25 protein-coding genes are annotated in these 26,300 nt (G+C 70.3%); 18 read left to right on the top strand and 7 right to left on the bottom strand.

Features of this window, described 5'->3' with window-relative positions:
* Position 1 precedes the first annotated feature (1 nt).
* Positions 2 to 652 carry an AIM24 family protein gene (locus ACIBCK_RS28255; RefSeq protein WP_399394729.1) on the bottom strand — a complete coding sequence of 217 codons (651 nt, stop codon included), beginning with the start codon at positions 650 to 652 and terminating at the stop codon, positions 2 to 4.
* 1 nt (position 653) lies between these two features.
* Positions 654 to 1,292 carry an AIM24 family protein gene (locus tag ACIBCK_RS28250; RefSeq protein WP_399394727.1) on the bottom strand — a complete coding sequence of 213 codons (639 nt, stop codon included), beginning with the start codon at positions 1,290 to 1,292 and terminating at the stop codon, positions 654 to 656.
* 182 nt (positions 1,293 to 1,474) lie between these two features.
* Between ACIBCK_RS28250 and ACIBCK_RS28245 the strand changes: the two genes are divergently transcribed.
* The 7 genes from ACIBCK_RS28245 (at position 1,475) to ACIBCK_RS28215 (ending at position 8,332) form a co-directional block, all read left to right on the top strand.
* A complete protein-coding gene (locus ACIBCK_RS28245) occupies positions 1,475 to 1,819 on the top strand; it encodes a DUF3817 domain-containing protein (protein ID WP_399394726.1) in 345 nt (114 codons plus the stop codon).
* Positions 1,816 to 2,109 carry an MTH1187 family thiamine-binding protein gene (locus ACIBCK_RS28240; protein WP_399394724.1) on the top strand — a complete coding sequence of 98 codons (294 nt, stop codon included), beginning with the start codon at positions 1,816 to 1,818 and terminating at the stop codon, positions 2,107 to 2,109. Before ACIBCK_RS28245 ends, ACIBCK_RS28240 begins: the two co-directional genes overlap by 4 nt.
* A 139-nt stretch (positions 2,110 to 2,248) precedes the next feature.
* The gene (locus tag ACIBCK_RS28235) at positions 2,249 to 2,941 is read left to right on the top strand and encodes a hypothetical protein (RefSeq protein ID WP_399394723.1); all 693 of its coding nucleotides are present in this window, start codon (positions 2,249 to 2,251) and stop codon (positions 2,939 to 2,941) included.
* Positions 2,941 to 3,624 carry a DUF4166 domain-containing protein gene (locus tag ACIBCK_RS28230; RefSeq protein WP_399394720.1) on the top strand — a complete coding sequence of 228 codons (684 nt, stop codon included), beginning with the start codon at positions 2,941 to 2,943 and terminating at the stop codon, positions 3,622 to 3,624. Before ACIBCK_RS28235 ends, ACIBCK_RS28230 begins: the two co-directional genes overlap by 1 nt.
* Positions 3,621 to 4,253, top strand: coding sequence for a TetR/AcrR family transcriptional regulator (locus ACIBCK_RS28225; protein WP_399394718.1), 633 nt, complete (start codon positions 3,621 to 3,623; stop codon positions 4,251 to 4,253). The genes ACIBCK_RS28230 and ACIBCK_RS28225 overlap by 4 nt, the downstream gene beginning before the upstream one ends.
* Positions 4,254 to 4,546: 293 nt before the next feature.
* Positions 4,547 to 6,364, top strand: a complete 1,818-nt coding sequence (locus tag ACIBCK_RS28220) for a glycosyltransferase family 2 protein (protein ID WP_399394716.1) — start codon at positions 4,547 to 4,549, stop codon at positions 6,362 to 6,364.
* Positions 6,365 to 6,367: 3 nt separating this feature from the next.
* Complete coding sequence (locus ACIBCK_RS28215; RefSeq protein WP_399394714.1) at positions 6,368 to 8,332, top strand: galactose oxidase-like domain-containing protein; 1,965 nt, start codon at positions 6,368 to 6,370, stop codon at positions 8,330 to 8,332.
* Positions 8,333 to 8,360: 28 nt separating this feature from the next.
* On the opposite strand, the gene ACIBCK_RS28210 is transcribed toward ACIBCK_RS28215, so the two are convergent.
* Together ACIBCK_RS28210 and ACIBCK_RS28205 are read right to left on the bottom strand one after the other, a co-directional pair.
* Positions 8,361 to 9,392, bottom strand: a complete 1,032-nt coding sequence (locus tag ACIBCK_RS28210; RefSeq protein WP_399394713.1) for a glycoside hydrolase family 6 protein — start codon at positions 9,390 to 9,392, stop codon at positions 8,361 to 8,363.
* Between the two features lie 100 nt (positions 9,393 to 9,492).
* Positions 9,493 to 10,479 carry a DUF5937 family protein gene (locus ACIBCK_RS28205; RefSeq protein WP_399394711.1) on the bottom strand — a complete coding sequence of 329 codons (987 nt, stop codon included), beginning with the start codon at positions 10,477 to 10,479 and terminating at the stop codon, positions 9,493 to 9,495.
* A gap of 72 nt (positions 10,480 to 10,551) precedes the next feature.
* On the opposite strand from ACIBCK_RS28205, the gene ACIBCK_RS28200 reads away from it, so the two are divergent.
* The 5 genes from ACIBCK_RS28200 to ACIBCK_RS28180 all read left to right on the top strand — a co-directional run bounded on the left by ACIBCK_RS28200 (position 10,552) and on the right by ACIBCK_RS28180 (position 15,896).
* Entirely contained in the window at positions 10,552 to 11,865 is a 1,314-nt protein-coding gene (locus ACIBCK_RS28200) for an MFS transporter (RefSeq protein ID WP_399394709.1), read from the top strand.
* 10 nt (positions 11,866 to 11,875) lie between these two features.
* On the top strand, positions 11,876 to 12,385 hold the full coding sequence (locus tag ACIBCK_RS28195) for a MarR family winged helix-turn-helix transcriptional regulator (protein WP_399394708.1): 510 nt from the start codon (positions 11,876 to 11,878) through the stop codon (positions 12,383 to 12,385).
* Positions 12,386 to 12,453: 68 nt separating this feature from the next.
* Complete coding sequence (locus tag ACIBCK_RS28190; RefSeq protein ID WP_399394707.1) at positions 12,454 to 12,786, top strand: DUF3817 domain-containing protein; 333 nt, start codon at positions 12,454 to 12,456, stop codon at positions 12,784 to 12,786.
* A 107-nt stretch (positions 12,787 to 12,893) separates the two neighbouring features.
* Positions 12,894 to 14,594, top strand: a complete 1,701-nt coding sequence (locus ACIBCK_RS28185; protein WP_399394706.1) for a methylmalonyl-CoA mutase — start codon at positions 12,894 to 12,896, stop codon at positions 14,592 to 14,594.
* Positions 14,595 to 14,795: 201 nt separating this feature from the next.
* Complete coding sequence (locus tag ACIBCK_RS28180; RefSeq protein ID WP_399394704.1) at positions 14,796 to 15,896, top strand: alpha/beta fold hydrolase; 1,101 nt, start codon at positions 14,796 to 14,798, stop codon at positions 15,894 to 15,896.
* Between the two features lie 14 nt (positions 15,897 to 15,910).
* On the opposite strand, the gene ACIBCK_RS28175 is transcribed toward ACIBCK_RS28180, so the two are convergent.
* Both ACIBCK_RS28175 and ACIBCK_RS28170 read right to left on the bottom strand, forming a co-directional pair.
* Positions 15,911 to 17,296 carry a HAMP domain-containing sensor histidine kinase gene (locus ACIBCK_RS28175; RefSeq protein WP_367045022.1) on the bottom strand — a complete coding sequence of 462 codons (1,386 nt, stop codon included), beginning with the start codon at positions 17,294 to 17,296 and terminating at the stop codon, positions 15,911 to 15,913.
* Positions 17,293 to 18,033, bottom strand: coding sequence for a response regulator transcription factor (locus ACIBCK_RS28170; RefSeq protein WP_399394702.1), 741 nt, complete (start codon positions 18,031 to 18,033; stop codon positions 17,293 to 17,295). Before ACIBCK_RS28170 ends, ACIBCK_RS28175 begins: the two co-directional genes overlap by 4 nt.
* Positions 18,034 to 18,112: 79 nt before the next feature.
* Between ACIBCK_RS28170 and ACIBCK_RS28165 the strand changes: the two genes are divergently transcribed.
* Together ACIBCK_RS28165 and ACIBCK_RS28160 are read left to right on the top strand one after the other, a co-directional pair.
* Positions 18,113 to 19,294, top strand: a complete 1,182-nt coding sequence (locus tag ACIBCK_RS28165) for a UDP-N-acetylglucosamine--N-acetylmuramyl-(pentapeptide) pyrophosphoryl-undecaprenol N-acetylglucosamine transferase (protein WP_399395309.1) — start codon at positions 18,113 to 18,115, stop codon at positions 19,292 to 19,294.
* On the top strand, positions 19,291 to 20,310 hold the full coding sequence (locus ACIBCK_RS28160; protein WP_399394700.1) for an SDR family NAD(P)-dependent oxidoreductase: 1,020 nt from the start codon (positions 19,291 to 19,293) through the stop codon (positions 20,308 to 20,310). The genes ACIBCK_RS28165 and ACIBCK_RS28160 overlap by 4 nt, the downstream gene beginning before the upstream one ends.
* Before the next feature lie 649 nt (positions 20,311 to 20,959).
* Here ACIBCK_RS28160 and ACIBCK_RS28155 read toward each other — a convergent pair.
* Positions 20,960 to 21,607: a TetR/AcrR family transcriptional regulator gene (locus ACIBCK_RS28155; protein WP_399394698.1), complete on the bottom strand. Its 648-nt coding sequence runs from the start codon at positions 21,605 to 21,607 to the stop codon at positions 20,960 to 20,962.
* A 407-nt stretch (positions 21,608 to 22,014) separates the two neighbouring features.
* Between ACIBCK_RS28155 and ACIBCK_RS28150 the strand changes: the two genes are divergently transcribed.
* The 4 genes from ACIBCK_RS28150 (at position 22,015) to ACIBCK_RS28135 (ending at position 26,230) form a co-directional block, all read left to right on the top strand.
* The gene (locus tag ACIBCK_RS28150; protein WP_399394696.1) at positions 22,015 to 23,001 is read left to right on the top strand and encodes a tetratricopeptide repeat protein; all 987 of its coding nucleotides are present in this window, start codon (positions 22,015 to 22,017) and stop codon (positions 22,999 to 23,001) included.
* A gap of 591 nt (positions 23,002 to 23,592) precedes the next feature.
* Complete coding sequence (locus ACIBCK_RS28145) at positions 23,593 to 24,210, top strand: DUF6230 family protein (protein WP_367045029.1); 618 nt, start codon at positions 23,593 to 23,595, stop codon at positions 24,208 to 24,210.
* Positions 24,211 to 24,348: 138 nt separating this feature from the next.
* Complete coding sequence (locus ACIBCK_RS28140) at positions 24,349 to 24,903, top strand: DUF6114 domain-containing protein (protein WP_399394694.1); 555 nt, start codon at positions 24,349 to 24,351, stop codon at positions 24,901 to 24,903.
* On the top strand, positions 24,893 to 26,230 hold the full coding sequence (locus ACIBCK_RS28135; RefSeq protein WP_399394692.1) for a hypothetical protein: 1,338 nt from the start codon (positions 24,893 to 24,895) through the stop codon (positions 26,228 to 26,230). The genes ACIBCK_RS28140 and ACIBCK_RS28135 overlap by 11 nt, the downstream gene beginning before the upstream one ends.
* The last annotated feature ends 70 nt before the right edge of the window (positions 26,231 to 26,300 follow it).

The following is a 26,300-nucleotide window of genomic DNA, read 5'->3' as shown; positions in this document are numbered from 1 at the left end:
TTCACAGCTTCTCCTCCGACGCCTGGACGTACACCGCACCACTTCCGGACAGCTCGAGCTGGAAGGCCTCGCCCGAGCCCCGCCCCACCATGTCGCGCCAGCCGAGCGCCGTGGAGAGCTTGTTGCGTACGTCGCCGTGGTGCGCCACGTATGCCTGGGGGTCGACGTGGACCGGGCGCTGCGGGATGATCGGCACCTCGATGACGCCGCCGTGCGCCATGACGGCGACCGAGCCCTGGCCCTTGAGGGTGGTCGTGAAGAGGCCCTGGCCGGTGACCTGCCCGCGGACCATGCCCATAACGCCGCCCTGCGAGCCCATGAACATCGTGCCCTGCTGGAGCGTCCCGTCGAAGGCCAGCAGCCGGTCCGCCTCCACGTAGAGGGTGTCCCCGGAGAGCGTGATCACCTGGATGTGGTGGCCGCCGTGCCCGAAGAGGACCGTGCCGCTGCCCTCGACGGTCATCAGGGGCGTCGCCTCGCCCGCGACCCGGCGCCCGATCATGGAGGCGATGCCACCCTGGCCGCCCTGGACGTTCGGGGTGAAGGCGACGTCTCCCTTGTAGGCGAGCATGGCGCCGCGCTGGCTGAACAGCCGCTGGCCCGGCACGACGGTCGCCTCGACCATCTTCGAATTGATCTCCCGGAAAGGCATGTCAGACGTCCCCCGCGATCGTGGTCCGCTCGCTGGGCTGGACGTAGACGAGTCCCTCGCCCTCGAAGCGGATCTGGAAGGCCTCGCCGCCGCCCTCGCCCAGCAACGTACGGAAAGTGACGCCCGACTGGAGGTGCTGGTGGAGGTCTCCTTGATGCGCGACATACGCCCCCGGGTCCACCGTCAGGGGATATTGCCGGCTCACGCGCAGCACCACCGCCGGTCCTTGGGACATGATCGCCGCCTGACCCGAGCCTTCGACGGTCGTGGTGAACAGGCCGTTGCCCTGCGAGGCGCCGCGCACGCCGGTGAAATGAGTGCCCGTGCGCAGGCCCCCGTCCGTGCACAGGAGATTGTCGGACTCGACGAAGAGCTTCTCGCCGCGCAACTGCACGAGGTTGATCTCGGTGGCGCGGTCGGCGAACCAGCACGTGCCGTGCCCCTTCACCTCCATCACCGTCATCTGCTCGCCGGTGACGCGGCGGGTCACCATTCCTCGTATGCCCTCACCGCCGCCGGTCATCTTTTTGAAGGCCATCTGGCCGTCGTACGCGACCATCGAGCCGTTCTTCGCCTTGACGGCGTCGCCGGACATGTCCACGGCGAGCACCCTGCTGCCTTGCAGTCGGAACGTTGCCACGTATCGACGGTAGCCGTCGGATATGGGGTCGGAACAGGGCAACGGCCCCTGAGCGAACCCGGAGAACACCCCGATGTCACAATGGGGGTCGCTTGTGCGCGCATTCACAAGATCGCATTCAGGAGATCGATGCCGTCGAGCGGCCCCGCCCCCTCGCTCCCGCCTCACACCGAAGGTGATCCGTGGACATCAAGACCGCTTCCGCACTCCGCCGCCTCCGTCTGGTCTCGGCCCCCGAGGCCGTCTCCTTCCTGCTCCTGATCATCTGCTCGGTGCTCAAGCGGACCACGGAGTTCAACGCCGTGCCGGTGATGGGCATGGTCCACGGCGTGCTCTTCATCCTGTACGTGCTGTTCTGGCTCGACGCCTGGAACCGCACGAAGTGGGACCTGAAGACGGCCGCCCTCTACTTCGTCCTCTCCGTCCTGCCGGCCGGCGGCTTCTTCGCCGAGCGGAAGCTGAAGCGCGAGGCCGAGGCCGCCGTCATCGCGTCGCGCGCCCGCCGCGAAGGTGTCGTGAGCGCATGATCGTCGCCTTCTCCGTGACTCCGCTCGGCGTCGGCGAGGACGTGGGTGAGTACGTCGCCGAGGCGGTCCGTGTGGTCCGTGAATCCGGCCTGCCCAACCGGACGGACGCGATGTTCACCTCCGTCGAGGGGGAGTGGGACGAGGTGATGGACGTCGTCAAGCGTGCCGTCGCCGCCGTCGAGGCGCGGGCGCCGCGTGTCTCCGTCGTCATGAAGGCGGACATCCGCCCCGGGGTGACGGACGGGATGACGTCCAAGGTCGAGACGGTGGAGCGACACCTCTCCGTCTAGCAGCCGCCCCCGCACGGAAAGAGCCCCCGCCGGTAGCCGGCGGGGGCTTCTTCGTCTTCCTGGACTTGAGCGGATGCTCAAAAATCCTTACGATCCTCTTGAGCGGTCGCTCAAAACCGCAGTGACATGGGGGTATGTCGTGAGCCTGTACGTCGAAGCACGCATAAACGCCGACCTCGACGAGCTCTGGGCACGCACCCAGGAGCCGTCCCAGCACCAGCGCTGGGACCTCCGCTTCACCGAGATCGACTACCTGCCGCAGGAACCGGGCGAGCCGCAGCACTTCCGGTACGGCACGCGCGTACTGCCCTTCCTGACCGTCGCGGGTACCGGGATCTCCGCGGGCGAGAAGCGCCGCGCGGACGGCACCAGGACCTCGGCACTGCGCTTCGCGTCACCGCACCCGCTGTCGCTCCTCCAGGAGGGCTCGGGCTACTGGCGTTACGTCCCCGTCCCCGGCGGCGGCATCCGCTTCCTCACCGGCTACGACTACCGGCCGCGCTGGGGCCGCTTCGGCGCGCTCGCCGACCGGGTCGCCTTCCGGCCCCTGATGGGCTGGGCCACGGCCTGGTCCTTCGACCGGCTCCGGCTCTGGCTGGAGCGGGGGATCACGCCCGAGCGTCAACTGCTGCACGCGCTGGCCGAGGTGGGGGCACGCTTCGGGTGCGTGCTCGTGGCCGTCGTCGCCGCGCCGATGATGGCCCCGGCCGCCCTGGCGCTCGCCTTCGTCCTGCCGCCCCTGCCGACGACACCTGCGGCCCGCCGCTGCCTCCGTAATCCACCTGCACGCACGCGTGCGCCGCGCGTCCTGACGACCCTCCAGGAGCGGTGATGCGTTCATCGATCTTCCGTACGGTGATGGGCGCCGACTTCGACCGCCTGCATCCCCAGTTGCAACGCCGCTTCTCCGTGGGCCTGGCGAGTGGCGAGGCGTGCACGGGGCGGGGCGTCATGGACCGCATCTGGCACGGCAGGGGCTTCGTGAAACCGTTCCTGGCGGCGGGAGGCACCCGCAACATCCTCGTCCCGCGCGCGGGACGCCATGTGCCCTTCACCATCGAGAACGTGCCGTACCTCGACACCTTCGGCCGTGAGACGGTGAGCTTCGTGCGCACCTTCGATCTGCCAGGACGCTCCCGCCGCTTCGACGCCCAGATGGTCCTGGGCCCCAAGGGCGACCGGATCCTCGACTACCTCGGCACCCACCAGCACCTCGCGAGCGACCTCCACCTCCGGGCGGAACCGGACGGCTCCTTGCTGATCCGCTCCGGGACGCACCGCTTCCGGGAGGGGCCGGTCGATGTTCGCGTCCCCGGCCTGATCGGCGGCGACGCGGAGGTGCGGGAGTCCTACGACGACACCGCGGGCCGCTTCCGCATCCAGGTCCGGGTGGTGAACCGGCACTTCGGGCCACTCTTCGGGTACGAGGGTTCCTTCACGGCGGAGTACACGGATGTCCGCGGCCGGGGTGTGCGGCCGGGGCTGCGGCCCGTGCGCGAGGAGGCGAGGGCGTGAGCGCCGACACCAAGCGGAAACTCCTCGAAGGGGCCCTGCGTACGCTGACGGAGCAGGGCATCGCGAAGACGTCCGCGCGGACGATCGCGGCCGCCGCCGGGGTCAATCAGGCGCTGGTCTTCTACCACTTCGGGTCGGTCGACGAGCTTCTGGCCGCGGCCTGCCGCCATGGCTCCGAGCAGCGCGTATCGCGGTATCGGGAGCGGCTGGACGCGGTGTCCTCGCTGGGGGAACTTCTCGAATTCGGCCGCGAGATGCATGAGGAGGAGCGGGCCGCGGGGCATGTCGCGGTCCTCGGGCAGCTCCTCGCGGGAGCTCAGACGCAGCCTCGTCTCGCTCCCGCGACGGCCGCGGGGCTTGCCCTGTGGATCGAGGAGATCGAGAAGGTCCTGGTCCGGGTCCTCGCGTCGACGCCGCTGGGGGAGTTCGCGGACCCCGTGGGCCTTGCGCGGGCGGTGGCGGCGTCCTTCGTGGGGATAGAGCTGTACGAGGGGGTCGACGAGGCCGGGGCGTCCAGGGCGTTGGACGCCCTGGAGCAACTGTCCCTCCTGGTGGCCGCGGTTGAGGAGCTGGGGCCGATCGCGCAGCGGGCCATGCGGCATCGCCTACGGCCGGTTGCGCGGTCCTGAGGTCTGCCTTGCGCGGAGCGGCCTTGTTCGCCGGGCCCCGGCGGCGCGCTGAGCTACAGACTTTTCCCGCCCACCCACCCGTTTCCCCGCGTCCGACCCTGGGCGAACAAGCTTTCCCGTAGCCCCGCACCCCGGCGCTCGTCCCGCAACCCCAGTCGAACCGCGCAGCTTAAAACCCCTCGCACGGACGCACCCCGTTCGACACGCCGAGGAAACTCCACTTTTGTGAGGGTATCGGCTCGTTCGCACCTGAACCTGCCAGACCCAGATCACCCCACGACCTGGAGGGCGCTGTGCGGCCGGAGGGCTACGACTACGACACCCACAGCACACTCGCCGGACCGCTCATGGAGCCGGACGGCGACGGAGGCCGCTACCGGGTGCGGTACAACAAGCTTCTCTCCAGTGAGCCCCACCGAATACGGGCCGTCATCCTGATGACGCTCGCCCCCGTCCTCACCGGTCTCCTCCTCGTGTACCTCGTGTGGCCGACCCACTGGACGGAACGCGAGGGCGCCGACCGCTGGCTCATCTGGCTCGACGCCACGATGCTCGTGGCCATCGGCCTGATCGAGCTCTTCATGCTCGTCAACGTCATATCCATCGCCCACGCGACGATGATGGCGAGGGACCCGATCCCCGTCACCCCCGAACCCGGCACCCGCGTCGCGTTCCTCACGACGTACGTCCCGGGCAAGGAACCCCTCAGCATGGTCCGCGCCACCCTTGAGGGCGCGAAGCGCATACACCACACCGGACCCCTCGACGTCTGGCTCCTCGACGAAGGTGACGACGACGACGCGAAGGCACTCTGCGCCGAACTCGGCGTCCGCCACTTCACCCGCAACGGAGTGCCCGAGTGGAACCGCGAGAAGGGTGTCCACAAGGCCCGCACCAAGCACGGCAACTACAACGCCTGGCTCGCGATGCACGGCGGAGAGTACGACTTCTTCGCCTCCGTGGACACCGACCACGTCCCGCTCCCCAACTTCCTGGAGCGGATGATGGGCTACTTCCGGGACGACGACGTCGCGTTCGTCGTCGGGCCCCAGGTGTACGGCAACTACGACTCGCCCGTCACCAAGGCCGCCGAGTCCCAGCAGTTCCTCTTCCACGCCCTGATCCAGCGCGCCGGCAACCGCTACCGCGCCCCCATGTTCGTCGGCACCAACAACGTCGTACGCATCCAGGCGCTGCGCCAGGTCGGCGGCCTGTACGACTCGATCACCGAGGACATGGCGACCGGCTTCGAGCTGCACCGCCACAAGAACCCCGTCACCAGGCGCCACTGGCAGTCGGTCTACACCCCGGACGTGCTCGCCGTCGGTGAGGGTCCCGCCTCCTGGACGGACTTCTTCACCCAGCAGATGCGCTGGTCACGCGGGACGTACGAGACGCTGTTCAAGCAGTACTGGAAGGCGCCGTTCACGATGCCGCCCGGCCGTCTCTTCTCGTACACGATGATGCTCGTCTACTACCCCATGACGGCCGTCAACTGGGTGCTCGGCGTGCTGAGTTGTGTGCTGTTCCTCTGGTTCGGGGCGTCCGGTACGCAGGTCGCCGCCTCCGTCTGGCTGATGCTCTACAGCGACGCGGCGGCGCTCCAGGTGGGGCTCTACCTCTGGAACCGCCGGCACAACGTCTCGCCGCACGAGCCAGCGGGCTCCGGAGGCCTCGCCGGGATGGCGATGTCCGCGCTCTCCGCGCCCATCTACGCCAAGTCGCTCGGCGCCGCCGTCGTGCGCCGCCCGAGCCGCTTCGTGGTGACGCCCAAGGGCGGTGACGCGAGCCCCGACCGGGTGCTCACCTTCCGGATCCACCTCTGCTGGGCGGTGGTTCTCGCCAGTTCCCTCGCGGCCTCGTTCGTGCTCGGTCACACCCACGCCGCGATGCGTACCTGGTCCGTCCTCGCGCTGGTCATCGCGCTCGCCCCGGTCGCCGTCTGGAGCTTCTCGCTGGTCAAGGAGCGCAGGGCGGGCGCGGTGCGGGAAAAGGCCCGCGAGCGGATCCGGCAGCGCGCCAGGAAGGACGCGGAAGGGCTCGGCACCCAGGGTGCGGACGGCGAGCCGGAGCCGGCGTTCGCCACCGGTACGACGACAGGAGGGAACTGACCCATGGCTTACCGGCCCTCTCAGCGGACGAAGAAGACACTCCTCGGAGTCGGGGCAGGCGCTCTTCTCGTGGGACTCAACGCACCGGCGGCGCTCTCCTTCGCCGAGGAGCAGTACTACGAGTACAAGATCGCCCAGCCCGGCTACAAGGCCAAGTACGGCTCCTGGAAGCAGATCGGCATCCCCGAGGAGTTCCGCACCAACGCCATCCACGCCGCGCTCCTGCACACCGGCAAGGTCCTGATCGTCGCGGGCTCCGGGAACGAGCAGAAGAAGTTCGACAAGGGCTCCTTCGACACGATCCTCTGGGACCCGAAGACGGACACCTTCAAGAAGGTCAGGACGCCGGAGGACTTCTTCTGCGCGGGCCACGCCCAACTCCCCGACGGCCGCCTCCTGGTGGCCGGCGGCACGGCACGCTACGAACTCCTCGACGGCGAGATCAACCGCGCCGGCGGCGGCATGCGCGTCAAGAACGAGAACCCCGACAAGCCCCTCACCCTCAAGAAGGGCACCCGGTTCCGCTCGCCGTCGGGCATCGAGTACGTGAGCAAGTTCGACGTCAAGGTCCCCAAGGCCAAGCGGGACTACGAGATCACGTACACCAAGTCCGGTGTGATGAAGCCCTGGAAGACGACGGTCAAGGCGAGCGAGGCGCGCGTCTTCGTGGAGGCCGCCCAGGAGGGCGACGGGTTCGTCACGGAGAAGTCCGCGCAGTACGAGATCGAGGGCCTCACCGGCAAGGCCGCGGACAAGGCGTACGGGATCGCCGAGAAGATCACCATGGACAAGCAGGACTTCCAGGGGATCAAGGCGGCGTACGAGTTCGACCCGAAGGCCGAGAAGTATGTCCCGGTGGAGCCGATGGACAAGGCCCGTTGGTATCCCACGCTCGTCGGTCTCGACGACGGGAAGGTGCTCGCGGTCTCCGGCCTCGACGACGTGGGCATGATCGACCCGGGCGACAACGAGATCTACGACCCGAAGACGAAGAAGTGGACCGACGGCCCCAAGCGCTACTTCCCGACCTACCCGGCGCTCTTCCTCACCAAGGGCGGCAAGCTCTTCTACCCGGCGTCGAACGCGGGTTACGGGCCCGCCGACAAGGGCCGTGAGCCGGGCCTGTGGGACCTGGAGACGAACAAGTTCGAGAAGATCCCCGGCCTCGTGGACAAGGACCAGACCGAGACGTCCGCGTCACTCCTGCTGCCCCCGGCGCAGGACCAGAAGGTGATGATCTTGGGCGGCGGAGGCGTCGGCGAGTCCGACAAGGCGACCCGGCGCACGGCCGTGGTGGACCTCAAGGAGAAGAGCCCGGCCTTCAGGACGGGTCCCGAACTGCCGCAGGGCACCCGCTACTTGAACAGCGTGATCCTGCCCGACGACTCCGTGTTCACGTCCAACGGATCCAAGGACTACCGAGGGCGCGGCGGCAGCAACATCCTCAAGGCGCAGTTCTACGACCCCAAGTCGAACAGCTTCCACGAGGCCGCGTCCCCCAAGGTGGGCCGCAACTACCACTCCGAGGCGCTGCTCCTGCCCGACGGACGGGTCGTCACCTTCGGCTCCGACCCGCTCTTCGACAACCAGGAGAACACCAAGCTCGGCCACTTCGAGCAGCGCATGGAGGTCTTCACGCCGCCCACGCTGCACAAGGCGGGCAACAACCGTCCGGTTCTCGGCGAGGGCCCGGAGGAGCTCGCGGCGGACCACCGCGCCACGTTCCGCACGGAGAATCCCGGGAAGATCGCCTCGGCCCGTCTGATGCGCCCCAGCGCCGTGACGCACACGACGGACGTCGAGCAGCGGTCGATCGCGCTCGGCCTCACCAAGGGCAAGGGCGAGGTGACGGTGCAGGTACCCAAGGGCGACACCGCGCTGGTGCCGCCGGGTTGGTACATGCTGTTCGTGACGGACCAGGACGGTACGTCGTCGGAGGCGAAGTGGATCCACGTGGGCCAGAAGTAGCCGCACCCGCCGTCCCCGGTGGCCGCGGTCAGGTGGCCTTGGCGTTGCGCGCGAGACCGAGCGCGTAGTCGGGCCACCACTGGCCCGCCGCCGGGCCGCCCCTGCACGGTCCGTCCGAGTCGCCGGGGCGCTTGATCCACAGGACCGCGTCCAGGAGTGCGTCACCGGTCTTGTCCGTGGGCGGGGTGCCGAGGCCACGGCCCGGCGGGTTGCACCAGGCGTCCTCACGGTTACCGGCGAGCGGGCCCTTGCCGTTGCGGCTGGTGTCCATCACGAAGTGCTTGCCGCCGACGAGCCCGGAGAGGCTGCGGCCGTACGACTTGATGGTCTCGTCGCTCTGGAAGTTCGACACGTTCAGCGAGAAGCCGTCCGCCTGCGCGATCCCCGCCTGCTGGAGCGGCTCGGCGAGCTTGCCCGCCTGGGTGATCCAGCTGGGGTTGCCCGCGTCCAGGTAGACCTTCACCCGGGGCTGCTGCTTGAGCCGCTGGATGGCTTCGGAGAGCAGTTGGTAGCGGTCGGCGTGGTATTCGGCGGGGGTGCAGCCGTCCACGATGTGCGGGACCGCGTCAGGCTCCAGGATGACGACGGCCGGCCGGTCGCCGATGGTGCCGGCGAACTTGTCGATCCACTGCCGGTAGAAGTCCGAGCTGTGCGCGCCGCCCGCGGAGTGATTGCCGCAGTCGCGGTGCGGGATGTTGTACGCGACGAGCACGGCGGTGCGGTCGCCCTGCGCGGCGCCGTCGACGGCCGCCTTGATGTCCGGGGCCGGGTCGTCGCCCGCGGGCCACACGGCCATGGGCTGCTCGGAGATCCGCCTGAGCGCGTCGGCGTCCTGGGTGCGGCCCTCCTGCTCCCACTGTCTGACCTGCCGGGCGGCGGCGCTCTCCGGGTCGACCCAGAAGGCGCTTCGTGCCGCCTTCTGGGAGGCCTGGGTGGAGGGTCCGGCCTCGGTGGCCGTCCGTTCCTTGCTCTTCGTGCCGGATTCGGCGGAGCACCCTGCCGTGAGCCCGAGGGCCGTGAGGGCCGTGAGTGCGGTGAACGTGCGGAGCAGCCGGTACATCCAGCCCCCTTGGGCGACGGTGACCGGGCAATCGTTACATAACGGTCCAATCGCACTTGGTTACGACACCGGGCGGCCCCTTCGGATCTGGCGGGCCCTCTCAGGTGCCGCCGCCGTTCGCCAGCGCGATGCCGAGCGGAGTGCGCTCGTAGAGGACCTGGTGCCCGTACCGCCGCGAGACCAGCAGACCCGCGCCGCGCAGGGCCCCGAGGTGCGCGGAGACGGACGAGGGCGCGAGTCCGAGCCGGTGTGCGAGTGCCGAGGTGGTGGCGGGGTCGGTGAGCGCGGCGAGGACGGCGGCCCTGCCCCGGCCAAGGAGCCGTACGAGCGCCTCGGGCGTACGGTCGCCCGGCTCGGCCCAGAGTCCGGCGAGACCGCGGGCGGGATAGACCAGGGTCGGCTGCCAGGGCGGTTCGTGGCCGCCCACCACGTCCGGCCAGGCGAAGACGCTGGGCATCAGGACCAGGCCCTGGCCCGCCAGATGCCGCACATGGTCGTCACGCCGCGCGACGGTCAGCGTGTCCGCCTCCCAGGCGAACCGCGGGTCCAGCTCGGCCACCAGTGTGCCGAGGCCGACCTCCGCGAGCCGCCGCGAGTGGAAGGTGACGTCCGCCTCCAGGAGGGCGCGCAGCCGGGGCCAGTCCGGCTCGACGAGGGTGTGCCAGGCGGCCTCCATGACATCCGCGAGCTCCCGGACCGCGCGTGCGGGATCGGCGAGCAGCGCGCGGCCCCGGGCCGACTCCGCCGCCCCCGCGGTGCAGGCGAGCGACCGCGCGAGCTCCTGGCGCGCGGCCTCGGGGTCGGCCGCGCGCACCGCCGCGATCTCCTCATCGAAGGTGGCCGCGGGGCCGATGGGCGGCGGGCCGATGAAGTCCGGGGCGTAGCCGCGCACCGGCATCAGGAGCCACAGCGCCTCGAGTTCGAGCCCGTCGCCAGCCCCGCGGATCCGCCGCAGCCACTGCGGGTGATAGCCGTGCCGTTCGGGCCGCTTCAGGGTCCGCACGGCCTCCTGCGTCTCCCACAGAGGCGACACGGCGAACCGGCACCGCAAAAGATCGTCGGGCCCGAAGTGCAACCGGTTCGGCACGCGCCCACCCCCATGATTCGCCTGGAACCGAAACTCTAGGGCGACGGGCACGTGCGCGTGCAGGGTGCGGGCATGCCCGTAGAGAAACCCGTCGCCCCCGAACCCACCGGCTACCTCCGCCTGTTCACGATCCGCGAGTTCCGCGCCGTCTTCCTCGCCCACGCCCTCTCCCTGCTCGGCGTCGTCGTCAGCGAGGTCGCGCTCACCGTCCTCGTGTACGGGCTCACCGGCTCGCCGCTGCTCGGCGCGCTCACCTTCGCGCTCGGGATGCTGCCCTTCCTCGTCGGCGGAACCCTGCTCTCCGGGATCGCCGACCGGTACCCGCCGCGCAGGGTGCTCGTGCTGTGCGACGTGGCGTGCGCCGGGTGCGCGGCGCTCATGGCCATGCCCGCCACGCCGGTCTTCGGGCTGCTCGCGCTGCGGTGCGCCATCGCCCTCGTGTCGCCGGTGTTCAACGGGACGCGGATGGCCACCCTCACCGACATCCTCGGGGACGGCGACCTGTTCATCCTCGGGCGCTCCCTGCTGCGGATCGTCTCGCAGAGCTCCCTCCTGGTCGGATTCGGGCTCGGCGGCGTGCTGCTCACCGTGGTGTCGCCGCGCGGGGCGCTCCTCATCACCGTCTGCACGTTCGCCGCTTCGGCGCTGTTGCTGCGCTTCGGGACCAGGCGCAGGCCCGCGCGCGGGAGCGGCGGCGCCGCCCTGCTGAAGTACTCGCTCAGCGGCGCCGGGCAGGTGCTCGGCGACCGGCGGATCAGGGCGCTGCTGCTGCTCCTGTGGGTACCGCCGATGTTCATGGTCGCCCCGGAGGCACTCGCCGCTCCCTACGCCGACCAGATCGGCGTCGGAGTCGCGGGCGTCGGGCTCCTGATGTGCGCGCTGCCGGTCGGCACGATCGCGGCGGAGCTGTACGTCGGGTCCGCGCTCTCCGCGACCAGCCGGGCCCGCATCGCCCTGCCCCTCGTCTCGTGCACGCTCCTGCCGCTGGCCGTGTACGCGCTCACGCCGGGCCTGCTGTGGGCGATGCTCACGCTCGTGCTCGCCGGGGCCGGATCCGCGTACACGCTGGGTGTGGACCGGTGGTTCGTCGACGCCGTGCCCGAGGAGCTGCGCGGGCGCGCCATGACCGTGCACACGGCGGGGCTCATGACGATCCAGGGGATCGGGATGGCGCTCGCGGGGCTGGCCGCGGAGTTCTTCGCGGTGAGCACCGTCGTCGCCGCGTCGGGGGTGCTCGGCACGGTCTGCTGCCTCGCCCTCGCCGCCGAGGTCCGCGCGACGCGCCGTACGGCGGTCCCGGCCCCGGCCCCTGGCGCCTCCCCGGGTCCGCTGGAACAGCCGACCGAATTGCGAGACGGGGCAGACCACCATGTGACCGGCGGGTAAGGTCTTTGGCGTGCCGAAGCCGCTCAGCCTCCCCTTCGATCCCATCGCCCGCGCCGACGAGCTCTGGAAGCAGCGCTGGGGATCCGTTCCGGCCATGGGCGCGATCACCTCGATCATGCGGGCGCACCAGATCCTGCTCGGCGAGGTCGACGCGGTCGTCAAGCCGTACGGACTGACCTTCGCGCGGTACGAGGCGCTGGTCCTGCTCACGTTCTCGCAGGCGGGCGAGTTGCCGATGTCCAAGATCGGCGAGCGGCTCATGGTCCATCCCACGTCCGTCACCAACACCGTCGACCGGCTGGTCAGGTCCGGCCTGGTCGACAAGCGCCCCAACCCGAACGACGGTCGCGGCACCCTCGCCTCCATCACGGAGAAGGGCCGCGAGGTCGTCGAGGCGGCCACCCGCGAGCTGATGGCGATGGACTTCGGGCTCGGGGTGTACGACGCCGAGGAGTGCGCGGAGATCTTCGCGATGCTGCGGCCGCTGCGGGTCGCCGCCGAGGACTTCGAGGAGCAGTAGAACCTCGGGTTCCGCTCGTGCCGGGGCCGCCCGAAGATCGCGCAAAACGGGCCGATACGCTCGTGGGCATGAAGCGAAGCGTGCTGACCCGTTACCGGGTGATGGCCTATGTCACCGCCGTCATGTTGCTCGTGCTGTGCACCTGCATGATTTTCAAGTACGGCTTCGACAAGGGCGAGGGCCTGACGCTGGTCGTCTCCCAGGTCCACGGCGTCCTCTACATCATCTACCTGATCTTCGCCTTCGACCTGGGGTCCAAGGCGAAGTGGCCGTTCGGCAAGCTCCTGTGGGTGCTCGTCTCCGGCACCATCCCGACCGCCGCGTTCTTCGTGGAGCGCAAGGTCGTGCGCGAGGTCGAGCCGCTGATCGTCGACGACTCCCCGGCCACCGCGAAGGCCTAGCCTCACCGCTCGAAGCGCCGTCACGGGCCTGCCCGTGACGGCGCTTCGGCGTAGCCGGTGGCGCCACGCCTCGACATTTACTAGGACGTCCAAGTAAATTCGAGGGTATGGACGCTGACGCCATCGAGGAGGGCCGCCGTCGCTGGCAGGCCCGGTACGACACCGCGAAGAAGCGCGACGCGGATTTCACCACGCTCTCCGGCGACCCGGTCGAGCCGGTCTACGGGCCACGGTCCGGGGACACCTATGAGGGCTTCGAGCGGATCGGATGGCCCGGCGAATACCCCTTCACCCGCGGACTCCACCCCACCGGCTACCGCGGCCGGACCTGGACCATCCGCCAGTTCGCCGGCTTCGGCAACGCCGAGCAGACGAACGAGCGCTACAAGATGATCCTGGCCAACGGCGGCGGCGGGCTCTCCGTGGCCTTCGACATGCCGACCCTGATGGGCAGGGACTCCGACGAGCCCCAGTCCCTGGGCGAGGTCGGGCACTGCGGGGTCGCCATCGACTCGGCCGCCGACATGGAGGTCCTGTTCAAGGACATCCCGCTCGGTGACGTGACGACGTCGATGACGATCTCCGGACCCGCCGTCCCCGTCTTCTGCATGTATCTCGTCGCCGCCGAGCGGCAGGGCATCGACCCGGCCGTCCTGAACGGCACCCTCCAGACGGACATCTTCAAGGAGTACATCGCGCAGAAGGAGTGGCTCTTCCAGCCCGAGCCGCACCTGCGCCTCATCGGCGACCTGATGGAGCACTGCGCGCGCGACATCCCCGCGTACAAGCCCCTTTCCGTCTCCGGCTACCACATCCGCGAGGCCGGGGCGACGGCCGCGCAGGAGCTCGCCTACACCCTCGCGGACGGCTTCGGGTACGTCGAGCTGGGGCTGAGCCGCGGCATGGACGTGGACGTCTTCGCGCCCGGCCTGAGCTTCTTCTTCGACGCGCACCTGGACTTCTTCGAGGAGATCGCCAAGTTCCGCGCCGCCCGCCGCATCTGGGCCCGCTGGATGCGGGACGTGTACGGGGCGCAGACCGACAAGGCCCAGTGGCTGCGCTTCCACACGCAGACGGCCGGGGTCTCGCTCACCGCCCAGCAGCCCTACAACAACGTCGTACGCACCGCTGTCGAGGCCCTGTCCGCGGTTCTCGGTGGCACGAACTCCCTGCACACGAACGCCCTCGACGAGACCCTCGCGCTGCCGAGCGAGCAGGCCGCCGAGATCGCGCTGCGCACGCAGCAGGTGCTCATGGAGGAGACGGGCGTCGCGAACGTGGCGGACCCGCTCGGCGGCTCCTGGTACGTCGAGCAGCTCACCGACCGCATCGAGGCCGACGCCGAGAAGATCTTCGAGCAGATCAAGGAGCGGGGGCGCCGTGCCCACCCGGACGGGCAGCACCCGATCGGGCCGATCACCTCGGGCATCCTGCGCGGCATAGAGGACGGCTGGTTCACCGGTGAGATCGCCGAGTCGGCCTTCCAGTACCAGCAGTCCCTGGAGAAGGGCGACAAGCGTGTTGTGGGCGTGAATGTCCACCACGGGTCCGTCACCGGTGATCTGGAGATCCTGCGGGTCTCCCACGAGGTGGAGCGGGAGCAGGTCAAGGTCCTCGGCTCGCGGAAGGCCGCGCGGGACGAGTCTCGGGTGCGGGCCTCTCTCGACGCCATGCTTGCCGCTGCGCGGGGCGGGGCGAACATGATTCCGCCCATGCTGGAGGCGGTCCGTGCGGAGGCGACCCTTGGGGAGATCTGTGGTGTCCTGCGGGACGAGTGGGGGATTTACACGGAGCCGCCGGGGTTCTAGTTCGGGTGCTTCAGGTGCGTGGGGATCTGCGGGCCCGTTGTGGCTGGTCGCGCCCGCGCGGCGGAGCCGCATATGTCACAGCCCCGCGCCCCTGACGGGCCCCTTCAGGGCCCGCTGGATTCGGCGGAAACTCGTGGGTGTCAGATGCGCGGGGCTGGGTAGGCGCCGCCCGTCCACCCGTCCTGCCCCTGGAGTCAGCCTGTGTCACCCGTGAGCCTGCCCGGCCCCACCCGCACCGCCGTGATCGCCATCGGAGCCGCGACGCTCACCCTCCTCGGGGCGCTGACGGTGTACGGCACCGGCGAGGTGAGCGCGAGCCCGCCCGCCGAGCCGAAGGTCCAGGACACCTTCGACTCGCTCGGCCCCGAGGTGCACGCGGCGAAGCTCTCGAACGGCCGGACGGCTCACTACTCCGACACCGGGAACAAGAAGGGCAAGCCCGTCCTGTTCATCGGCGGCACCGGCACGAGCGCCCGTGCGGCGCACATGACGGACTTCTTCCGCACGACCCGCGAGGACCTGGGTCTTCGCCTCATCTCCGTCGAGCGCAACGGCTTCGGGGACACGGAGTACGACGAGAAGCTCGGCAAGGCGGACTTCGCCGACGACACCCTCGAAGTACTCGACAAGCTCGGCGTGGACGACGTGAGCGTGATCGCGATCTCCGGTGGTGGCCCGTACGCCGCAGAGCTCGCCGGGCGCGCCCCTGAGCGGATCTCCGCCCTGCACCTCGCGGCGGCCCTGCCGCCCTACGGCACCAAGCCCGCGTACTGCTCGATGTCCGACGACGAGCTCGCCGCCACCGTGCAGGACTCCATCAAGGACCCGCGCAAGTGGTGGGCGTTCCCCGACGACAGCCCCGTGAAGTCGATACCGGGCTTCGCCGACACGGCGTACGAGGAAGGCGCCCGCACCTACAACCAGCGCGGCCAGCAGGCGGACCCCGCGCCGCAGGTGCACGAGCAGAAGCTGTACTGCGGACGGCCGGGCCCCGACCTGAAGAAGCTCGACGCTCCCGTCTACCTCTACGGCGGCAAGAAGGACACGACCGTGCCGCCGGCGACCCTCAAGACCTGGCAGGACGAACTGCCGGGCGAGGCGACCGTGCGTACGTACGCGGACTCCGGGCACGACGTGCAGTACCGCCACTGGGACCAGATCCTGGTCGACCTGGCGGGACACGGTGACCGTACGGTCGTCTGCAAGGGGAAGAACACCCGCGTACTTCCCGCCGACGAGGCCGACCGGCTCCTCGCCAAGGACAAGGCCACGCTGGGCAGTTGTGCCTGGAAGAACAACTGACCCACCGCGAGTGATCAGCCGGGCAGCGTCAGCCTGAACAGCGCGCCCCCGCCCGGCGCCCCCTCCGCCGAGAGCTCCGCCCCGTGCGCGTGGGCGATCTGGCGCGCCATCGCGAGACCGAGGCCCGAACCCGGCAGGGCGCGGGCCTTCTCCGCGCGGTAGAAGCGGTCGAAGACGTACGGCAGGTCCTCCTCCGCGATACCGGGGCCGTGGTCGCGGACCGTCAGGGCCGTGGAGGTCAGGGAGACCTCCACGGGGGTGCCCTGCGGGCTGAACTTGGCCGCGTTGTCCAGGAGGTTGGTGACCAGGCGGGAGAGGCGCGCGGGGACGCCCGGGATGCTCATGCCGTCGGCGTCCGGCGTCACCTGGAGCGTGAAGGGCACCTGCGGCCAGTGGCCGCGCGCCGCGTCCACGACATGCGTGACCAGGGGCGCGAGCCGCACCTCCTCCAGGAGCGGCTGCGGCTCCTCGTCGCGGGCCAGCTCGATCAAGTCGTTGACCATGCCGGTGACTTCGCGGAGCTGGCGGGCCAGCGCGCCGGAGGCCCGTTCGCGCTGTGCGTCGCTCAACCGGTCGGCGCGGGCCAGGAGTTCGGCGTTCGTGCGCAGGGCGGTCAACGGCGTACGCAGCTCGTGCGAGGCGTCGGCGACCAGACGCCGGCGCGCGGTGACCGACTCCTCCAGCTCGGCCAGCATCGCGTTGAACGAGGCGGCCAGCCGGGTCACTTCGTCCTCGCGGCCCGGCGGCCCCGGCGGCAGCTCGATGCGGTGGCGGGCGTCACGGGTCGCCGCGATGCGCTCGGCCGTGGCGGTGAGACGCGCGACCGGGGCGAGGCCTGTGCGCGAGACCCAGTAACCGCCGAGCCCCGACAGGAGCACCCCGGCGCCGCCCACCGCGGAGAGCAGCCCGGCGGCCTGCCGCACGCCGCGCTCCGCGATGTCGGCGCGCAGGGCGACCTGGACTGCGTCCCCCTTGCCGTAGCTGGTGGTGTACATCCGCGTCGGCCTCCCCTCCAGCGTGAGGCTCGTGTAGTACGGCGTCGCCCGGCCGCCCGCGACCAGCCGCGTGGACTCCGTGACCGGGAGCAGATAGGGCTTCGACGGATCGTCGGCCGGGTCGGCGGGGACGATCTGCGAGCAGGCGGGGGCGCCGAGGTAGCGGCACTCGCCCGTGACGACGCCCGGCTCGTTGTCGTAGTGCCGCTGCTGGGCGATGAGGCTCGCCGACTGGGCGAGGTTCTGGTCGAGCTGCTGGTAGAGCTTGTAGCGGATGACGAGGAACGCGGCCACGCACACCCCGACCGCGACCAGCGCGACGGCCGCCGCGGCGGCGAGCGCGAGCCGCGTGCGCAGCGGCCGCCTGCGCCGCCACCGGGCGCCGAGCCTGCGCCGGGCACTCACGGGCTGCCCAGCCGGTAGCCGACGCCGTGCACGGTGTGCACCAGGCGCGGCTCGCCGCCCGACTCCAGCTTGCGGCGCAGATAACCGACGTACACGGCAAGGGAGTTGGAGTCGGGGCCGAAGTCGCGTCCCCAGACCGACTCCTGAATGAGCTCGCGCGGGAGCACCTGCCCGGCGTTGCGCAGGAGCAGTTCGAGCAGCGCGGCCTCGGTGCGGCTGAACTCGACCGTGCGGTGGCCGCGGCGGCCCGTGCGGGTCGACGGGTCGAGGACGAGATCGCCGTACGCGAGGCCGTCGCCCTCGACGGCGGAGTGCTGCTCCGGCGCGGCGCGGCGCAGCAAGGCGCGGACACGGGCGACGAGTTCGTCCAGGGCGAAGGGCTTCACCAAGTAGTCGTCGGCGCCCGCGTCGAGGCCGTCGACGCGCTCGCTCACCGAGCCGAGGGCGGTCAGGACCAGGACCGGGGTGCGGTCGCCCGCGGCGCGCAGCTGGCGGCAGACGGCGAGGCCGTCGAGGACCGGCATCATCACGTCGAGGACCAGCAGGTCGGGCTCCCAGCGGGCCACCGCCGAGAGCGCACGCTGCCCGTCGGGGGCGCCGCGCACCAGGTGGCCCTCGATCGTGAGGCCGTCCTCCACCGCCGCACGGACCTCGGGGTCGTCGTCGACGACCAGGATCTTGGCCGGCGGTGGGCCGCCGCCGGTCACGGGTGGGCCCGGCCTGCTCGTGAAGCTCATGGACCCACGGTGCCAAACGCGGCTCTTAAAACCCTCTTAGACCTGCTCGTGATGCTCCATTGCCATGCGAACACCCGATATGCGATACCCCGAGTCAGGAGTTCCGGCGGGCGGCCGGGCCCCTCTCTCCGTCGTCATCGGCGCGGGCGGCACCGGTGGACACATCTATCCCGGGCTCGCCCTCGCCGACGCCCTGCGCCGAGCCGTACCGGGCGCGGTCGTCTCCTTCGTCGGTACGGAACGGGGCCTGGAGACCCGGCTGATACCGGACGCCGGATACCGCCTCCACACGGTCGACATGATCCCGTTCGATCCCTCGCTCGGCGCCAAGCGGTTCCTCCTGCCCGCCGCTCTGGTGAAGTCCGGCGCCCAGTGCCGGGCGATCCTTCGTGAGCAGGGCGCGCAGGTCGCGGTCGGGATGGGCGGCTACCCCAGCGCCCCCGTCATCGTCGGCGCCCGCATGGCGGGGCTGCCCAGCCTGATCCACGAGTCCAACGCGGTGCCGGGCCGTGCCAACCGCTTCGCGGCCCGCCTCACCCCGAACATCGCCGTCGCCTTCGACCGCAGCCGGGAGCATCTGCCGGGCGGCGAGCGCGCGTACACCACCGGTATGCCCATCGCGGCGCCGCTCGCCGCGCTCGACCGGGGGGCGCTGCGGGCCGAGGCCCGCCGGGAGTACGGGGTGCCGGACGCGGCCCGCATGCTGCTGTTCAACGGCGGCAGCCTGGGGGCCGCCAGGCTGACCGAGGCGGCCGTGGGGCTCGCCGCGCGCTGGCGGCACCGCAGCGACGTACAGCTCCTGATCAAGACGGGGCCCGCCGCGCTCGACGAGACGCGGCGGCGTCTGACGGAGGCGGGCGTGGAGGGCATCGCCCGCGCCGTGCCCTACCTCGACCGGATGGACCTCGCGTACGCAGCCGCCGATCTGGTCGTCTGCCGCGCCGGTTCGGCGACCGTCGCCGAACTCGCCGCCACCGGGGTCCCCGCGGTCCTCGTGCCCTATCCGCACGCGCCCGGTGACCACCAGACGCACAACGCGCGGGTCCTCTCCGACGCGGGCGCGGGTCTTCTGCTGCCCGACGGCGAGACGACGGCGGCGCGGCTCGCGGAACTCGTCGGCCCGCTGCTCGCCGATCCGGCGCGGCTCGCCGCGATGAGCGGGGCGGCCGATCCGGGCCCGCACGCGCGGGCCGCCGACCTCCTGGCCGAGCGGGTCATCCACCTCACCCACCACCACACACAGCACTTGGAGTACGCATGAGCAGCAACGACGTCACCGTGGACACCCCCTTCAGCTGGGCCGGCCGCACGGTCCTTGTCACCGGCGCGGAGGGCTTCATCGGCTCGACGCTCGTGGACCTGCTCCTCGAACAGGGCGCGGAGGTCCGCGCTTTCGTGCACTACAAGCCGTACGCGGAGAAGGGCCACCTCGCGCATCTGATGGGGGACCCGCGGGTCGAGATGCTCGCGGGCGACGTGCGGGACGCGGGGCGCGTGATGGACGCGGTCGAGGGCTGCGACACCGTCTTCCACCTGGCCGCGCTGATCGGCATCCCGTACTCGTACGACTCCCCGGGGGCGTACGTCCAGACGAACGTCGTCGGCACGGAGAACGTGGCCGAGGCGTGCAGGCGGCACTCGGTGCGGCGGCTCGTGCACACCTCCACCAGCGAGGTCTACGGGACCGCGCTGACCGCCCCCATCAGCGAGTCCCACCCCCTCCAGCCGCAGTCCCCGTACTCGGCCTCGAAGATCGGCGCCGACATGATGGCGCTCTCGCACTGGCACGCCTTCGAGCTGCCGGTGACGGTGGTCCGCCCCTTCAACACCTACGGCCCGCGCCAGTCGGCCCGCGCGGTGATCCCCACGATCCTCGCCCAACTGCACTCCGGCGCAACGGAGATCAAGCTGGGCTCGCTGACACCCACGCGGGACTTCACGTACGTGACGGACACCGCGCGCGGCTTCATGGCGCTGGCGCGGTGCGATGCGGCCGTGGGCCACGCGGTGAATCTCGGGGTGGGCCAGGAGATCTCGATCGGCGAGCTGGCGCGGGAGCTGATCGGGGCGTCCGGGCGCGAGGCGAGGGTGGTCGTCGACCCGGCTCGCCTGCGGCCTTCGGGCAGCGAGGTCCAGCGGCTGCTCTCGGACAACTCCCGGGCGAGGGAGTGGGCGGGGTGGACTCCGGCGGTGTCCTTGACGGAGGGCTTGAAGCGGACGTCGGAGTGGGTGGCCGAGAATCTCCACCTCTTCGCGGTGGACCGCTACCAGGTCTGAGTCGTCGCCTGGGGCGGCCTTGGCAGTGCCCGTGACCGCCGCTTCGCGGCGCGTGCTTGCCGGTTGCGTACTGCTTTCCGCCCGCTTCGCGGCGGATGTTTCCCGCCCACCCGCCCGATTGCCCCGGATCGTGCGCTAGGTGTCTTCGGCTGACCCTCCGCTGTGGGTTTCAATTCGCCGCTTCGCGGCGGATGTCTCCCGCCCCCCGCCCGATTGCCCCGGATTGTGCGCTAGGTGTCTTCGGCTGACCCTCCGCTGTGGGTTTCAATTCGCCGCTTCGCGGCGGATATCCCCCACCCACCCACCCGATTGCCCGGCGGTGCATGGGTGGGTGGGTGGAGCGGTGCCGTGACCGTCGCGGGTGTACCGCGGGGTGCACGGGTGGGTGGGAGGGGATATCCGCCGCGAAGCGGCGGGCTGGGGCGGTGCCACACGAGCCGTGGGTCGTGGCGGAGGTGCTGCGGGGTGCACGGGTGGGTGGGAGGGGGGCATCCGCCGCGCAGCGGCGGTTCTGCTTTCGCCCCAGCCGCAGCCCCAGCCCCAGCCGCAGCCGCAGCCGCAGCCCCAGCCCCAGCCCCAGCCGCAGCCGCAGGGCAGGGCACCGTCCCAGTCAGCGCAAGCGTCCGGGCACCGGCAGGGCCGGGCCCGGTCAGGGGCTGGTGGAGGCCCCGGGGCCAGTTGTCGCTGCCAGGCCCCCCAGGAGCAACAGCGTGAAGCGGTGGGCCCAGGCCTCGTCCACCGGCTCCGCGCTGACCAGGGCGCGGTGCACCACCGCGCCCGCGATCACGTCGAAGATGAGATCCGCGGTGCGGCCGGCCGCCACGGGGTCGGGCTCCGCGGGGAGTTCCCCCCGCTCCTGCGCCCGCTTGCGCCCCGCGAGGACCAACCGCTTCTGGCGGTCCACGATCGACGTACGGATCCGCTCCCGCAGCGGCTCGTCCGTCGTCGACTCGGCCACCACCGCCATCAGCGCGGTCTTCGTCTCGGGGCGGCCGAGCAACGCCGCGAACTGGAGCACCACACCCTCGATGTCCGCGGCCAGGCTGCCGCGGTCCGGCAGCTCCAGCTCGTCGAACAGCTCCGCCACCGCGTCCACGACCAGCTCGCTCTTGCCCGCCCAGCGCCGGTAGAGGGTCGTCTTGGCCACGCCCGCACGCGTGGCGACATCGCCCAGGGTCAGTTTGGACCAGCCCAGCTCGACCAGGGCCTGACGGGTCGACTCCAGGATCGCGGTGTCCGCCGCTGCATTGCGGGGGCGGCCTCCGGTGCGGACGGGCGCGGGGATGCGGCTCTGCATCCCGCGACCATACCGGCCAGTACGGAATGGGTCGGATCGGTGGCGGGTGAGGCAGATGGAGAGTGAGGCAGATCACCGAAGTTCACGCGGGCCCGCCGCCCACACGTCGGCGCCCGGCAGTTACGCTACGACTCGTAGCGAAAGAGTGGTGGGCGGGACGAACGGCAATTCCTCCTCGGCGCCCACGCTCTGTCGCTGCGAGAGCGGCAACCACAGTGACAAGCACGCAGTCACAGCGACAAGCACAGCGACACCACAACAGCAGGCCTGGTACGGGGTGGGGACTCCGTACCGACAACCATCGGTCCTCCTCGGGACCTTGGCGCCACGACCGTCCGCGGCCCCGCAATCCGGCGGGGGGCTTCGGACGGGCGCGGTTCCCGCACGGCTTGGGGGAGGATGTACTCATGCAGCCACGGAACATGTCCATGAGCGGAGTCGTCGACCTCGCCGCCGTGAAGGCGGCCCAGGAGGCCAAGGCGAAGGCGGAGCAGGCGCGCGCCGAAGCGGCCCGGCAGGGCGGGGGCGCCGTGTCGGGCGTCTCGCCGTCGAGCCTTGTCATCGATGTCGACGAGGCCGGCTTCGAGCGCGAGGTCCTGCAGCGCTCCACCGAAGTACCCGTCGTCATCGACTTCTGGGCCGAGTGGTGCGAGCCGTGCAAGCAGCTGAGCCCGCTGCTCGAAGGCCTCGCGCGGGAGTACAACGGCCGTTTCGTCCTCGCCAAGATCGACGTGGACGCCAACCAGATGCTGATGCAGCAGTTCGGGGTCCAGGGGATCCCGGCGGTCTTCGCGGTGGTGGCAGGACAGGCCCTGCCGCTTTTCCAGGGCGCCGCCCCGGTGGAGCAGATCCGCCAGACCCTGGACCAGTTGATCCAGGTCGGCGAGGAGCGCTTCGGCCTGACCGGCATCACCGTCGACCCGGACGCGGGGAGTGCGGAGCAGCAGGAGGCCCCCGTCGCCGAGGTGCCCGCGGGGCCGTACGACGCCCTGCTCGAAGCCGCTGTCCAGGCGCTGGACGCGGGCGACTTGGGCGGCGCCGTCCAGGCGTACCGCAACGTACTGAACGACGACCCGGGCAACACGGAGGCCAAGCTCGGCCTCGCTCAGGCCGAACTGCTGCAGCGTGTCCAGGGCCTTGACCCGCAGCAGGTCCGCAAGGACGCCGCCGACCGGCCCGCGGACGTGGCCGCGCAGATCACCGCCGCCGACCTGGATCTGGTGGGCGGTCATGTGGAGGACGCCTTCGGGCGGCTCATCGACGCGGTCCGGCGCACGGCGGGCGACGACCGCGACGCCGCGCGCGTGCGACTGCTCGAACTCCTCGAGGTCGTCGGCTCGGACGACCCCCGGGTGACCGCCGCGCGCACGCAGCTCGCGCGGGTGCTCTTCTGATCGCTCCCTCGGGCCGTTCGCTGACCAGTCCCTAAACGTTGGGGCTTGTGATGCCCGAGTGAAAATTCGCCGCACAGGCGTCACAGTGGCCGCGCTTTACCAAAACTTGGTAAACGCGGCCACTGTTACTTGGAGTAAGCCCAGGCCAGCCTTCTGTCCTGTTGTGCCCTTCAACATCCCGGTCTGCTCCTGGCCATGGGTGTACCGTCCGTGGCCGACCGATACCGGGCGGTCGTGCTTCGGTTATCGCGCCGTTACTAGCCAGTAACGAACCCCCTTGTGCGAGGACCGAGAATGCACCACGATCGGCGACGCTCGGTCCAATAACCCGCAGCCCGAAAGCCAGTCGGGAGCGGGCTTTCTGGGTCCCCACCGAGCAGGCCGGAGACACCCCGTCGCCGGCCTTGGACAGGGGGGTCTCTGCCATCCGGCAGGGCCTGTCCGGCAGGTTGTGCGTGTCGCGTGCGACCAGTGGTTGTCGCTCGGGGGTGATCTCCCGAGGACGTAGCGCTTCTCCCATCCCTGCCCGGCTGAGCCGCCCGAACGGGATCAGTCAGGGCCGGAGATGTACGTCCGAGAAGGAGGAAAGTCATGGAGTCCGTGGCTCGTGGCGGAACCAGATGGAAGCGGTTCGCCGTAGTCATGGTGCCGAGCGTCGCGGCGACTGCCGCGATAGGTGTGGCCCTTTCGCAGGGTGCACTCGCGGCATCGTTCAGTGTGTCCGGTCAGCAGTTCAAGGTGACTGCCGACCAGCTCGACGGTACGGGTTTCGTCCAGTACGGGGCGCTTGACAGCGGCAAGTCGGGTAATCACCCGGTCGCCGTCGTCGGCCTAGACTCGGCCGAGATCACCAACCTGTGTCAGTCCGTCGTCGTTCCGGTCCCCGTCTTCGGCGATGTGTCGATGACCCTCAAGGCCGGCGCCAAGGGCGGCCCCAAGGTCGAGGCGAAGAAGCTCTACATCGACGCCGATGACCTGAAGGCCGACGCGACGTTCACCAACGTCGACATCGGCGTCTCGGTCGACCGGACCACCAAGGGCCCGGGCCCGTCGAAGGGCGACAAGTACGCCCCCGACTCGTTCGCGCAGCAGGCCGACAAGGTGCGGTTCACCGACGTCAAGCAGCGTGCGTGGGCGACCACGGCCGGCACCTTCAAGCTCTCCGGTCTTGGCATGTCGGTCAAGAAGGGCAAGCACGAGTGCTACTGAGGCAACTGATGCCTCGACAGCGGTACTTGTAGCGAAGAACGGCCGGGCGCGGGGGCGCACGGATCTTGACCTCAACCGTCCCCGTGCCCGAATCCGCAGGACACAGAACCAACGCCATTCCCCGAGGAGCTGTACGACATGAGCGCCGAAGCGCAAGTGGGGCCGGGCGACAAGCTCGGCCGGATGCGCCGATCGTTCCGAGGGTGGCGCGGTCAGCGCCCGTTCTGGGGTGGTCTGCTGACGTTGCTCGGCGGCATCCCGATCATGTACTTCCCGTACGCGAACCTCACGCTCGGCACGATGACGATCCGGATGGCGACGACCGCCGGTGCCGGCTCGCTGATCATCGGCGTCCTGCTTGTCGTGCTCGGCCTGACCATGTGGTTCCAGCCGCATTCCCGGATCTTCGCGGGTGTCGCGGCGATTCTGCTCGCCCTGGTCTCTCTGGTGGTCTCCAACTTCGGCGGCTTCGTCATCGGCTTCCTGCTCGCTCTGCTCGGCGGTGCCCTCGGCATCTCCTGGGCTGCGGCCAAGCCGGCGAAGGAATCCACGAGGAAGCGGGCCGAAGGCTCTGACGACGGGGCGCCGGAGCCCGCGGCCGCGGGGGCCGCGAACGGGGTGAGCGGCACTACGGACGATCTGTCAGGAACGAGCCCGGACAACGGGACGAACGGGAGGCACCGTGCCGGCTGACGAGGTGCACCAACTGGACTCCGCGGGGGAGCCCCGCGCGAGATCCGGGCCGCGCCACGCGGCACCCAGAAAGCCGCTCCTCACCCGCCTGCACGTCCCGGCGGGCAAGGCGATAGCCATCGCGGCCATGCCGACCGCCGTCCTCATGGGCATGGGCCTGACCCCCCAGCTCGCGCAGGCCAAGCCGCTGCCGAAGAACCCCTTCCAGGACGGCCCGTGCGTCACGGCGCCGGACGACGCCTCCAAGGCCACCGAGGACGCCGAGAAGGAAGCCGACAAGGCTGCCGAGGAGAAGGCGGAGAAGGAGAAGGCCGAGGAGGCGGAGAAGGACGCCGCCAAGAAGGACGAGGCCGCCGAGCCGACACCTTCGCCCTCCGCCGGTGACAAGGCGGGCTCGGACTCCGGGAGCTCCGGCGACGGCGACAAGGCCGAGCCGACCCCGTCCCCCTCGGACGGCAAGGACGACAAGGCCGACGAGCCCGCTCCCGAGCCTTCCGAGACCAAGAACCCGCTCGACCCGCTGGGTGTCGGTCCCGCGCTCAAGGACCTCTTCACGCCCGACGAGAAGGAATCCGCGAGCCCCACGCCGACCCCCTCCGCCACCGAGGAGAGCAAGACCTCCGAGGAGAAGGCCGAGGACTCGGCGAAGGACACGGTCGACGACGTCACCAAGCCCGTCAAGGACACCGTCGACGGGGTCACGGACGGCGTCAAGGATGGTGCCGACAAGGCCGGGGACACGGTCGACAAGGCCAAGGAGGACGCCGAGAAGGCCGCCGAAGAGGCTGCCGACAAGGCCAAGGCCGAGGAGTCCGCGGACCCGATGGCACCGGACGAGGACGGCAAGAAGCCGTTCCCGTGCGTGGTCGAGAAGAAGGTCGACGGAAAGGGCGAGCAGACGCCCGCGCCGATCCCGAACCAGCCGTGGCACCTGGAAGCCAGCTCACTCACCCTCAAGGGCGCGGACTACCAGGGCGTCGTGAACCTGACGATGCCCAACGGAAGCTCCAAGCAGGCACTGAAGTACGTCGTCCAGAACACGGACATCGGCGACCTGCACCAGATCGTCGAGGGTCCGGCCGGCAAGAAGTACCACGTCCAGGCCGAGAAGGGCTCCACGTCCACCATCCGTGGCGGCGAGACGACGATGTACACCGAGTCGATCTCCGGCAAGCTCTTCGGCCTGATCCCGATCACGTTCGACCCGGAGCACCCGCCGCCCCTGAACATCCCGCTGATCTACTTCACGGACGTGAAGGTCCAGCAGGCGGGCCAGTTCGGCGGCAACCTGCACGTCCCCGGCCTGAGCCAGACGATCACCGACTGATCTTCACCGGGAGCCGCAAAGCGCTGAGGGCGCCCCCTGCATCAGGGGGCGCCCTCAGCGTCGTACCAGG

The sequence above is a fragment of the Streptomyces sp. NPDC051218 genome, assembly GCF_044455475.1.
Classification (GTDB): Bacteria; Actinomycetota; Actinomycetes; order Streptomycetales; family Streptomycetaceae; genus Streptomyces.
This window is presented reverse-complemented; position numbering and strand designations above follow the sequence as displayed.